Genomic DNA, 11,947 nt, shown 5'->3' on the forward strand with positions numbered 1-11,947 from the left:
GGCCGAAGTCGCCGAGCAGGAGGACGAACCGGCCGTCGTCCTCGTCAACCAGTCGCAGGAGCTCCTCGGCGAGTCCGTCGCGGACGCCATGGTGTGCCCCGACAAGCTCGCGGTAGCGCTGCGGTACATACAGGCTCGACGGGTACTGCGAGTCGTTGGACAGCCGGGCGGTCTGGTCCGCGACGAAGTCGCCGAGGTCCAGCAGCCCCTGGAACTCGACGAAGCTGCGCACCCGCACCCCGCGGCGGCGTGCCTCCTCCCGCAGCGCCGGGTCCGGGGGGATATCGGTGATGATTTCCGAACGGAGGTCGGGCTCCACCGCGTGGACATACCGGATGGACGCCTCCACCGTTTCCCGGCTGATCGGGCCGAGATGGGCACCGATCCGCACCTGCCGGGTGTATCCGTCCTCGAGATAGGTGACCAGCAGATGCGGAGCGGGACCGGGGATCCGGCGGATGCGGGCGCCCTCATAGCGGGTTCGGCACACCTCCGCGATCCGCTCGAGGTGGGCCGTGAGCGGATCGTTCTTGCCGCGCGGCCCAACCCGCGGGTCAGGTTCGTCGCCGGTCACCAGGGTGGTGCCGGTCCGCGGGGCGTCGGCGCCGCCCACCGCGGCCGGGAAGGTCACGCCGACCGCATGCCAACGCCGCCGGGCCTGCTCCGCGCCAGCGGCCTCGCCAGCCGTGGTGCCGGTCAGGCCGGCATGGCCGCTCCAGCGGGTCAGCCCGCCCGGGTCGAGCGTCAGCAGCTGGAGCCGCCCGGGCGCGGGAACCGGTATCGCGGGCAGCGCGGATTCCGCCGCGATGGGCCTGGCCTGGCCATGTGGCCGCAGCCCTGACAGGAGCAGGTTGAGGCGGGGCGCGACCAGCCGGTCGAGGGCCGCGGTGTCACGCAGCACAGCTGTCTCGTCGACCGGGCCACCGCCCGGCGGCCGAGGGGGATGATAGACAGCGCCGACGCGCAACAGCCCCTCCTGCTCGAACGGCCGTAACTGGTTGGCGAACCAGGCGGCCTGGGTGTCCCCCAGATATCCGTAGCGGTCGGCGTCGCGATGGCTCTCCGCCACGGTCGAGTTGAAGCCCGCGACCACCACATCCAGGTCGGGAATACGAAACAGCGACCAAGGCTGGTCAGCGTCGAACAGCGGGCCTTCGACGCCCTGGTAGACCTCAGCGAGGAACGCGGCGAAGTGCCGCCACTTCGGCCAGTAGGGTGGCGCTGGTTCCATGTCGTCGGCCTCGCAGTCGGCGAAGTACGCCCGGCATGCGGCATGGTTCACGTCGTGGCTGCCGGGGATGAGCACGAGCCGGTCGGGTTCCAGGCTCAGCAGCGCTCGCAGGCCGGCGAGGAAGGTCAGCGCCTCCTCGAACTCCCGCCGATGACCGGAGAGGGTGACGTCACCGGCGATGACGAGCAGGTCCGGTGGGGGCGCTCCGGCATTGACGAGCTGCGTGACATCCGCCCAGACCCGTGCCTGGAGCTTGTCACCGGCGGCGCGTCCCCCGTTCGCGCCTCGGCGGGGTATCCGGGGGGCGGCCAGCTGCAGAATGGTGACGGAATCCCGCGGCGTGCGGGAGCGCACGGACGGCGGGTACCTGGGCGCGCTGACGGGCACCCTGCGGGCGGTGACGCGGCTCAGCGGGACCGGTGGGCCGATTTCGGGGGGCGTGGCCTCCATGGGCGCGACGGTGTGCTCAGCGATGGACAGCGGGTAGCTGGGACCCACGTTCGGCTTCGCGCGTCCGGAGAGCGCGTCGGAAACCTTCCGTAGTAACAGCGCGCGGGCCTGCGCCTGGTCCGTCACGCTGACCAGGTCGACAAACGTGATCATGGAGAGCACGCCCTCGGGCTCGCACTCTTCCGTACGGACGGTGATGAGCTTGCTTCTGGACGAGTCGGGGTCGGCGCGTACCGCGATCTGCCACTCCAGCCGCGTCCATCTGGATAGCAGGTAGCGGGGGGACAGGACCGCGATGACGATGGCCGCCTCGCTCACCCCGCGGTCGATGAAATCCAGGAAGTTGGTGCCGGGAACGAAATCCCATGTCTGGATCATGGTGTGATAGCCGGCGGCCTCCAGCTCCCATGCAATCCAGGACGCCCAGCGTTCGTCGCCCACGGAGTAGCTGATGAAGAAGTCCAATGGGCGACCGGTACGGGTCGGCTGGGCCTGTGACGCCATTATGCCAGTATGGCGTGGGGATACCGCGGCGTTAAGGGGACACGCGACGTCTCACTGGGATCTTACGGCGTGTTTCGGAACTCGTCGTTCGAGCAGGGAGCCGCGTCCGGGCGGCGCCTCGCGTCATCGCTTACCTATCCATCGCTGTGCGATGGATAGCCCGGCTCGTCGGTCGACACCCACGACCAGGACGCATCCCCGCGTCGTCTCACGATGCGCGTACCCCACTCCCATTCCTTGATCCACACCCCCTGTTTACCCGTTTCCGGTGTCCGCGAGTAACCGTAGGATGGTCTTGGCCGCCCATGCGCAGGTGGCGGCATCGCAACGCCTGCGCTGAACGTGATGGTCGGACAAGTCACTCGCCCCGACCGTTCGATCGCGCCGGCCGGGCTGGTTACGAGCCAGCATCAGGGTCGCCGCCGCATCGCCGGCGATGGAGGTCAGGTGGAAGGTCCCGGCTGCCATGCTGTAGACGTCTCCCGCCCGTAAACTCTCCGCCGCCCCCGGCTCGCAGCGTATGAATTCGCCGGTGCCCCGGATCTCGTCGACGCCGCGGTCATGGTGATTGTGCACGTCGAAGACCTGATAGGTGAATGCCGGTGCGCCTCTTCCCGCCGCGGCGGCGGGTGGCGCGGCCGCTGGGATGGTCCGTACGGTCTGATTGCGCACCTCGCCGTCCAGTACGAGGCTGTACAGGTCCCAGCTGTGACAGTGCACCGCTGAGGTGGTCGGGCGCGCCGCGGGGATCCGCCGGTCCCACACGTGTACGCAGGCTCCGCCCTCATCGGAACGCCATACCGGAAAACACAGGAATCCTAACGGATGATATAGCACGACCGCGTCCGCTGGCGTGGCCGCGGCCCGCGCCAGGATCCGGGTTAGCCAGTTGGGGACCGCGCCTGTCCGGATACCGTCGACCTGGCCGCGCACCTGGAGGTAGGAAGTCATGGCGTGGGTCCTTCGCTGCCGTGGGCCCGGCGATACTCCACAGGTATCTGCAAATGCATGCTAGCCACACGGAGAACGATGGCAAAGTGATATTTTTGGGGTTTTCAGATAAGAGGCTCCGGCAGTAGGGCGTTCGATCAGGGAGCGGCGTCCGGGCGGATGGATCGCGAGGCGGCGGAGGGAGTCACCCTGGTGTTGGGTGGCGACCGACGACAACGCGGCGAGGCGCCGCCCGGACGCCGCGAGCCGGACAGTCCTATTGCTGGAGCCTCTATGCACGCCCGTGACCTGCATGATGTCGCCAGTGCCTCGTGCGGCATGTTTCGGGAGTCGTCATTCGAGCAGGGGCCGCCTGGGCACGGCGAGCCGGACAGCTGACTGTCCGGAACACGGGTCAGGAGGTGAGCCAGCCGTGGGTATGGAGGTGGTCGAGGATGCTCTGGACCGCGGCCTGCGGTGATGTTTGCGTGGTGTCGATGACGATCTCGGCATCCGTGGGTTCCTCATAGGGATCGGACACCCCGGTGAAGGACGGGATGATGCCGGCGCGCGCCTTGGCGTACAAGCCCTTGCGGTCACGTGCCTCGCAGATCTCCAGCGGGGTGGCCACATGGACTAGGATGAACCCACCTCCACTGTCCTCGACCATCGTTCTGACCTGCCGTCGGACGGTGCCGTAAGGGGCGATCGGCGCGCACACGGCGGTGCCGCCCGCCGCGGTGACGGCCGCGGCGACAAAGCCGATCCGCAGCACGTTGATGTCCCGGTCCTCGCGGGAGAAACCGAGCCCCTTGGACAGGTGCAGGCGGACGACGTCCCCGTCCAGGAGCGTCACCCGTCGGTCACCGCGTTCCAGCAGGCGGCAGGCGAGCAGTCCAGCCAGGGTGGACTTGCCCGATCCGGACAGGCCGGTGAACATCACGGTGAACCCTCGCTCACCCCGCGGTGGCTGTGCCCGGACCAGCTCGGCGGCGACCGCGGGTGGTGTGAGCATGGGTGGCAGCCGTGTTCCGTGGTCGAGCAGCAGCGCCAGCGCGCTTGCTCCGGGCGCGTTCGGCGCTGGTCCGACGATCATTGAGCCGAGCCCGTAGGCGAGCGAGACCTGCGTCCGGTGGATGATTTCCGCGGCGAGCGCGGGCTCGGTCTCCCGGTCGTCGGCCGGCCGGTGGTCTGTTGTCTGGTCTGTTGTCTGGTCTGCTGTCTGGCCTGCTGTCTGGTCTGTTGCCCGGTCTGTTGCCCGGTCCGTTGCCTGGTCTGTTGCCTGGCCGGCGTCCGGCTGGTCGCCGGTGGTGGCCCCCGCGTGGATCGTGTTGTCGGGGCCGAAGGCGACCGCCTCGGTCAGCCGCGGCATCGCACGGACCGGAACCAGGGCGAGCATCACGCGAACGTCGCTCAGCGTGGCGAGCGCCGCTCGCAGGCAGCGTACGCGCAGGTGATGACGAGCGTCCGCGGGATCCGCGCCACCGACCGCGGCGAGCACGACGATGCTGTTCCCGGCGGCGGCGAGGGCTTCGATGCGGTCCAGGTCCGCGGTATGCAGCAGGCCGTCGGCCCACAGCGCGGTGGCGGCCGGGCCGGTCGGTGTGATCCAGCCGCGTCGGAGCAGCTCCAGACGCAACGCCGCGGGGGTGAACCGCAGCTCGGGGTAGTCGGGGTGATCGGGCAGCCGTAGCCCCTCCACGAGGCCTGACAACGTTGAGCCCGCCGCGTCGGTCACCCGCAATGCGGCGATCATCACGCCTTCGGAGTCCCTGAGCGCGACCGTCGTTCCAGGGCGCGGTATGCGCGGTAGGTCGGCGCTCCCGGCGGTCACCGGGTAGGCGTCGCCCACCTCAACGGTGTGCCGCGGCAGCTGTGCCGGGCCGTCGTACGCATCGCCGGCCACCGCCGGGACGCCGAGAGCGGGATACCCGCCGGACAGCAGAAGTTCAAGATCGGAAAGTTGGGTGGCTGTCAGCGTCAGCGACGGCCAGCGCAGTGACGCCTTGGTCAGCTCTCGTGCGCGCGCCTCGTCGACCAGCAACGCGCTCCTCTGCCGGATGGTGGGCACACTCTGACCGTAGCGGTTGAGGTCCGTCCTGCCACGGCGACGGGCGGCCGCGGCCCACCCCCGCCCGTCGCTCGGTGGCAGACTGCCATGGGTGAACAGTGACGGGAACGCGGCGGCGGCCGGCCCGGCCGCGCGCCATCCGGCCAGGCCGGCGGGTGTACGGGATGAGGACAGCGCCGGCCTGCCGGCGCCCGGCGAGGCCGCGGACGCCGTCCTGGCGGCGTGGCTGGCCACCGACGCGGGCGCTCTCCTGCTGCGGCTCCGGGCGGAGCTGGGATTCGGTGACCCGGCCGCGTTACGCGACGCTGGTGACGCCCGCTCGCAGGCGTGGCTCGCGGGTACGCTCGCCCGGCACCGCCAGCATGACTCGGTGCTCTCCGAGGAGGCGGTCGACGACCCGGCGAGGCTGACCGCCCGACGGGTATGGATCATCGATCCGCTGGACGGGACCCGTGAATTCGGCGAGCGTGATCGGCTGGACTGGGCCGTGCACGTCGCGTTGTGGCAAGACGGCGATCTTGTCCAGGGTGCTGTTGCGCTCCCGGCGCAGGGCGTCACGTTGGCGACCGGCACACCGCTGCCGCGGCGTCCCGCCCCGGTGGGCGGCCCCCGGTTCGTGGCCAGCCGGACGAGGGCGCCCGCGCTGGTCGGCACGCTGGCCGAGGCATTGGGCGGTTCGGTCGTACCGGTCGGTTCCGCTGGCGCGAAGGTGGCGGCCGTTGTCCGTGGCGATGCCGACGCCTATGTGCACGCTGGCGGCCAGTACGAATGGGACTCGGCCGCGCCGGTTGCCGTAGCCCGTGCGGCTGGCCTGCACACCAGCCGGCTGGACGGGTCCCCCCTGGTCTATAACCGGCCGGATCCGCTCCTGCCCGACCTGCTCGTCTGCCGCCCGGATCTGGCCGGCCGCATTCTGGCACTGATCGCTGATCGCTGATCGCTGATCAGCGATCAGCGATGTGTTTGTCTTTATGCGACAGTTTGTATCCGGTGAGTCGCTTCGCTGTCCCGAGTGCCGGTTCCTCGGCTACGTTGGGCTGATATCTACCAGCGTTGTCATCTACCAGCATCGCCGTCCATCGGCGTTGCCATCCATCGATGTTGTCCACTGGGGTCGACAGGGGGATTCCGCATGCCTGTCACAGGCTACGAACTCACCCATCTGCAGATGCTCGAGGCCGAGGCGATCCACATCTTCCGGGAGGTGGTGGCCGAGTTCGAGCGTCCCGCGCTGCTGTTCTCCGGCGGCAAGGACTCGATCGTCATGCTCCGGGCCGCCGAGAAGGCGTTCTGGCCGGCGAAGCTGCCGTTTCCGCTGGTACACATCGACACCGGCCACAACTTCAGCGAGGTGATGGAGTTCCGCGACGCCCGGGTCGCGCAGCTGTCGGCCCGCCTTGTGGTCGGTTCCGTCCAGGACGCGATCGACGCTGGAGTGATCACAGAAGACATCCGGCCCGGTGCTTCCCGTAACCAGCTGCAGACGCCGGTGCTGCTGGACACCATCGAGAAGAACAAGTTCGATGCGGTGTTCGGCGGGGCGCGCCGGGACGAGGAGAAGGCCCGGGCCAAGGAGCGCGTCTACTCCTTCCGGGACGAGTTCGGTCAGTGGGACCCGAAGAGCCAGCGCCCTGAGTTGTGGTCGCTCTACAACGGACGTCACCGTCCGGGCGAGCACATCCGGGTCTTTCCGCTGTCGAACTGGACGGAGCTCGACATCTGGCGCTACATCGCACAGGAGAACCTGGACATTCCGTCGATCTACTACGCGCACACCCGGGACGTGCTCGAACGGGACGGGATGCTGCTGGCGGTGACCCCGGTGACGCCGCCGTTGGAAGGGGAGCGGGCCGTTGCGCGCCAGGTGCGTTACCGCACGGTCGGAGACATGTCCTGCACCGGGGCGATCGCGTCGACCGCGGCGACGATCGGCGAGGTGATCGCGGAGGTGGCGGTCAGCAGGATGACCGAACGCGGCGCGACCCGTGCCGACGACCGGGTCAGCGAGGCTGCCATGGAGGACCGCAAGAGGGAGGGCTACTTCTGATGGGGAAGCTGTTCTGATGGGGGAGCTGCTGCGGGTCGCCACCGCTGGTTCTGTCGACGACGGCAAGTCCACGCTGATCGGACGGCTGCTCTTCGACACCAAATCGCTGTTCGCCGATCAGCTGGCGGCGGTGGAACGCACCAGCCGTGAGCGCGGCGACGCCTACGTCGACCTAGCGCTGCTCACCGACGGGCTGCGAGCCGAGCGGGAACAGGGCATCACCATCGATGTCGCCTATCGGTACTTCGCCACACCGAAGCGGTCGTTCATCCTCGCCGACACCCCTGGGCATGTTCAGTACACCCGCAACATGGTCACTGGCGCGTCTACCGCTGATCTGGCGCTGTTGCTGGTGGACGCGCGCAAGGGGCTGCTCCAGCAGACCCGCCGGCACGCCTTCCTGGCCTCCCTGCTGCGCGTTCCGCACCTGGTGCTGTGCGTGAACAAGATGGACCTCGTCGGGTTCGACGAAGACGTGTTCGAGAAGATCAAAAATGAGTTCCGGGGGTTCGCCACCAAACTCGAGATCGTCGACGTCGCGACGATCCCGGTCTCCGCGCTCGGCGGGGACAACATCGTCTCCCGTTCACCGAGCACCCCCTGGTACGAGGGCACTTCGCTGCTGCATCACCTGGAGGAGCTGCACATCGCCTCCGACCGCAACCTCATCGACGTGCGCTTTCCCGTGCAGTGGGTGGTCCGGCCGCGTTCCGGCGAGCTGCATGATTACCGCGGGTACGCTGGCCAGGTCGCCGGTGGCGTCCTCAAGCCAGGGGACGACGTGATCGTCCTGCCGTCCGGTCTGACCTCGCGGATCGCCGCCGTCGACACCTTTGACGGCCCGGTCGCCGAGGCCTTCCCGCCGATGTCGGTGACGATACGCCTCGAAGACGATCTGGACGTCTCCCGCGGGGACATGATCGCTCGACCAGCGAACCAGCCGATGGTCGGTCAGGATATCGACATGATGGTCTGCTGGATGGCGGACGCGCCACTGTCGGCCAAGGCCCGGCTCGGGATCAAACACACCACCCGGTCCGTGCGCGGCGTGCTGAAGAAGATTGCCTACCGGGTGGACGTCGACACGCTGCACCGCGACGAGACCGTGTCGGAGCTGCGGCTCAACGATATCGGCCGGGTGACGGTCCGGACCATGACGCCGCTGTGCTTCGACCCGTACCGGCGTAACCGGACGACGGGCAGCGTGATCCTCATCGACGAGGCGACCGGGTCCACGGTCGGCGCCGGCATGATTCTTTAGAGCGCCTGGCAACAGCGGCGTGGATCAGGAGCAGCCGGCAACAGCGGCGTGGGGCGGGGCCGGGGCTCAACGACGCAGATAGCGCAGGAACAGGCTGCCGTCCTCCTCGAGGACATGACCGAGCGCCATCGTGACGGGCGTCGGCCACCGGCGGCCGCCGACGATCCGGATGCGGTCGGGGCCGACCAGCAACGGGGCGAGGGTCAGGCACAGCTCATCAAGGAGGCTGGCCCCCGCGAGAGCCGCGTGCAGCGACGGGCCGCCCTCGCACAGCACGCGTCCCAGCCCCCGTTCGGCGAGTGCGTCCAGCGCCGCCGCGAGATCCACTGTCTCGTCGCCGCAGACCAGCATGTCGGCGACCGCGGCGAGCTCCCGGTACCGGTCGGCCGGCGCGGCCCGGCAGGTGAGCACCAGCGGACGCACGTCAGCTCCGAACAGCCGGGCGGACGGGTCGAGCCGCAGGCTGCCGGAGATGACGGCGACCGGCGGGACCGGTGTCTGCCCGGCCGCGAGCCGTTGCTCGCGCCGTTGCGGTGGCACGATGACCGGCCCGTAGTCCTCGGCGACCGCGGTGCCGGCACCGACGAGGACGACGTCGGCGAGCCAGCGCAGGGTCCGGAAGACCCGGCGGTCGGCGCTGCCGCCCAGCGCGCCGGAACGGCCGTCCACCTCGGCGGCACCGTCGAGGGAGGAGACGAAGTTCGAACGGACGTGGACCTTGCCGGCCGCGACCGGCGGCAGCCGGTACCAGGCATCCAGGTCGACGTCGTCTGGCGCGGGCTCGCCATGGCCGCCGGCCGCGGCCTGGCCCGCCGGTCGGTCGCCGCGGTACCGCTCCCCGGGATGCTCCGCCGCCAGCAGGCGGGCGGACAGCTCCTGGGGGGACGACAACCGGCGCACTTCGCGGACTCTATTCCACCCGCTGCCGACCGTTGTGTGAGCGACAGCGCCACGAGCGACCGGCAACAGGCGGCGCGCGCCCCGGCCCCGCCGGCCCCGCGTTGCCGCGTCCCCTGTTGCCGCGTCCCCTGTTGCCGGGCGCGTCATGTGTGGGCTGTCGCATATCATGGCGGTCAGCGTGAGATGGTGTGAGTTACCTCGCCCGGTACTTCTCGGGGTGACATCGACCAGCGGCGTATCCGTAGGGTGAAAACATGCCGGAGAGTCTGGTCGACCGCCATCCTGAGGTACGTCCGGACGACTTGGTCGCGGCTCTTGTTCCGCCACCACGGTTCAGCGACGTCCGTTTCGCCACCTACCGGCCGGATCCGGGCGAGCCGAGCCAGGCCGATGCCGTTGCGGCGCTCGCCCGCTTTGCCGGCCGGGTCGCGCCGGGCGGGAGCCGGCCGGGGGGGCCGGCCGCTGCCGGTGGCCGAGGCCTGCTCCGGTTCGGACGCCGTGACAGCGGCGGACGCACCGCCCGCAACGCCGTTGGTGGGCCGGATGCCGGCCCCGCCCGGCCCGGGGTCTATCTCGACGGCGGCTTCGGGGTCGGCAAGACCCACCTGCTCGCGTCGCTGTGGCACGCGGTGCCGGGACCCAAGGCCTATGGGACGTTCGTGGAGATAACGTCGCTGGTCGGCGCGTTGGGGTTCGCCCGGACGGTGGAGGCGCTGTCCGGCCTGCGGCTGTTGGCGATCGACGAGTTCGAGCTCGACGACCCCGGCGACACGGTGCTCGTCTCCACCTTGTTGACGAGGCTTGTCGAGGCCGGCGTGCACCTGGCCGCGACCAGCAACACCCAGCCGGAGGATCTTGGCGCCGGCCGGTTCGGCGCGGACGACTTCCTGCGCGAGATCCAGGGGCTGTCGTCACGGTTCGACATCCTGCGGATCGCGGGCGAGGACTTCCGCCACCGCGGTCTGCCCAAGCCGCCCGCCCCGCACCGCGACAACGAGGTCAGCCGCCGTGCCGCGATAACCCCCGGCGCCAGCGAGGACGGGTTCACCGAGCTGTGCGCGCATCTCGGCCAGTTGCACCCGTCCCGCTACGGCGCGCTTGTTGACGGTGTGGAACTGTGCTGTCTGCATGGCGTCACCGCGGTTGCCGACCAGGCGATGGCACTGCGGCTCGTGGTTCTCGCGGACCGGCTCTACGACCGGTCGATCCCGGTCGTGGCTTCCGGCCAGCCCTTCAACGAGCTGTTCTCGGCCGAGATGCTCGCCGGGCCGCACCGCAAGAAGTTCCAGCGCGCGATCTCGCGGCTTTCGGCGCTGGCCCGCGACGGCGGGCCCGGCGAGCTGACCGGCTGGGAAGGCACCGCCAAGGCGTCCTGACAGGGTCCAGGACACGCCACCGGCGGCTGTTGCGGAGAAGGGAGGCCGTCGCGGCGCGTGTGGCATCCTGGGACGCGGGCTCCCGGGCGCGGGTGATCAGGCCGACGACCGGGCCGCGGGATGCGTCGCCGTCGCCCGGACGCGATACTGGCGGGGCGGTGCTGATGGACCGAGGCGTCGGCGATGCCCGGTACCGCAGGCTCGCCGCGTCGCCTTCGGCCGGAAAGGACGGTTGTACGCATGACGACCTATGTTGTGCTGCTGGTCGTCGTGCTGCTGATCGCCGCCGCTGTGCTCGGCCTGTTGTATGTGCTGTTGTCCCGCGCTGAACGCCGCGAGCGCCGACACTGACGGGCGGTACGGCAGGCTGGTACAGCCTGTGCCCGCGATCGCGCCCCAGTTCGGTTTCTCCGCGGGCCCCGCTCCGTTGCCGCGTCAGAGCAGCCGGGCGATCACCACTGACTCCCCGTCGAGTTCGATGCGGCCCGGCATGTAGGTGAACCCGCTGGTGGACGCGGCCGGGACGTCGAACGGCACGCCTTCGACCGGTACCGGCTGCCGCCGCCGCGCGAGGTTGCACACGATCGCGACCTGGCCGCGGCGCAGTACGAACCACCGGGCATCCTCGTCAAAACTGCAGCGCACGCGGGACAGGCCTGGATCGGTGAGGTCCGGCAGGGTCCGGCGCAGGGTGATGAGCCGCCGGTACCACTTCAGCAGACCGGCGTGGCGCGGGGTCCTGAGCTCCGCCCAGTCCAGCTTTGAGCGGATGAAGGTTGCCTCGTCCTGCGGGTCGGGGATCTCGTCCGGTCCCCAGCCGTGCGCGGCGAACTCGCTCCGGCGCCCCTTGCGAACGGCCTCGGCCAGTCCGGGCGCGTTGTGGTCACTGAAGAACTGCCACGGCGTGGTCGCCCCCCACTCGTCACCCATGAACAACATCGGCGTGAACGGCGAGGTCAGCAGGAGCGCGGCGCCCACCCGCAGCAGGCCCGCGCTGAGCGTCTGCCCGGCGCGGTCGCCGACCGCCCGGTTGCCGATCTGGTCGTGGTTCTGCAGGAAGGTCACGAACCGATGCGCCGGGATGTGGCTGGGTACCGGGCGGCCGTGGGAGCGCCCGCGGAACGCCGAGTACGTTCCGTCGTGGACGAACGCGCGTTCCATCGCCTTGGCCCGGGCC

9 protein-coding genes are annotated in these 11,947 nt (G+C 69.8%); 4 read left to right on the plus strand and 5 right to left on the minus strand.

The features are described from left to right. The 3 genes from MJ783_RS17720 to cysC all read right to left on the minus strand — a co-directional run. On the minus strand, positions 1 to 2,185 hold a 2,185-nt coding region (locus MJ783_RS17720), incomplete at its 3' end, for a TIR domain-containing protein (RefSeq protein WP_239311712.1). A gap of 255 nt (positions 2,186 to 2,440) precedes the next feature. Beyond that, positions 2,441 to 3,136 carry a hypothetical protein gene (locus MJ783_RS17725; protein ID WP_239311713.1) on the minus strand — a complete coding sequence of 232 codons (696 nt, stop codon included), beginning with the start codon at positions 3,134 to 3,136 and terminating at the stop codon, positions 2,441 to 2,443. Between the two features lie 394 nt (positions 3,137 to 3,530). Further along, positions 3,531 to 5,186 (minus strand): adenylyl-sulfate kinase, encoded by a 1,656-nt coding sequence (gene cysC / locus MJ783_RS17730; RefSeq protein WP_239311714.1) that lies wholly within the window; start codon positions 5,184 to 5,186, stop codon positions 3,531 to 3,533. 181 nt (positions 5,187 to 5,367) lie between these two features. Between cysC and MJ783_RS17735 the strand changes: the two genes are divergently transcribed. The 3 genes from MJ783_RS17735 to MJ783_RS17745 all read left to right on the plus strand — a co-directional run bounded on the left by MJ783_RS17735 (position 5,368) and on the right by MJ783_RS17745 (position 8,494). Beyond that, on the plus strand, positions 5,368 to 6,123 hold the full coding sequence (locus tag MJ783_RS17735; protein WP_239311721.1) for a 3'(2'),5'-bisphosphate nucleotidase CysQ: 756 nt from the start codon (positions 5,368 to 5,370) through the stop codon (positions 6,121 to 6,123). 195 nt (positions 6,124 to 6,318) lie between these two features. Beyond that, the gene (gene cysD, locus MJ783_RS17740) at positions 6,319 to 7,233 is read left to right on the plus strand and encodes a sulfate adenylyltransferase subunit CysD (protein ID WP_239311715.1); all 915 of its coding nucleotides are present in this window, start codon (positions 6,319 to 6,321) and stop codon (positions 7,231 to 7,233) included. A gap of 16 nt (positions 7,234 to 7,249) precedes the next feature. After that, a complete protein-coding gene (locus tag MJ783_RS17745; protein WP_239311716.1) occupies positions 7,250 to 8,494 on the plus strand; it encodes a sulfate adenylyltransferase subunit 1 in 1,245 nt (414 codons plus the stop codon). Between the two features lie 66 nt (positions 8,495 to 8,560). Here the strand turns inward: MJ783_RS17745 and MJ783_RS17750 are convergent, their stop codons facing one another. Next, the gene (locus MJ783_RS17750; RefSeq protein ID WP_370651675.1) at positions 8,561 to 9,541 is read right to left on the minus strand and encodes a pyrimidine reductase family protein; all 981 of its coding nucleotides are present in this window, start codon (positions 9,539 to 9,541) and stop codon (positions 8,561 to 8,563) included. A gap of 107 nt (positions 9,542 to 9,648) precedes the next feature. Here MJ783_RS17750 and zapE point away from each other — a divergent pair, with 107 nt between their 5' ends. Continuing rightward, positions 9,649 to 10,770 (plus strand): cell division protein ZapE, encoded by a 1,122-nt coding sequence (zapE, locus tag MJ783_RS17755; RefSeq protein ID WP_239311717.1) that lies wholly within the window; start codon positions 9,649 to 9,651, stop codon positions 10,768 to 10,770. A gap of 435 nt (positions 10,771 to 11,205) precedes the next feature. Here the strand turns inward: zapE and MJ783_RS17760 are convergent. After that, positions 11,206 to 11,947, minus strand: a 742-nt coding sequence (locus MJ783_RS17760; protein ID WP_239311719.1) for a DUF3459 domain-containing protein, incomplete at its 5' end; no start/stop codon positions are given.

Source organism: Protofrankia sp. Cj3 (assembly GCF_917627355.1).
GTDB lineage: Bacteria > Actinomycetota > Actinomycetes > Frankiales > Frankiaceae > Protofrankia.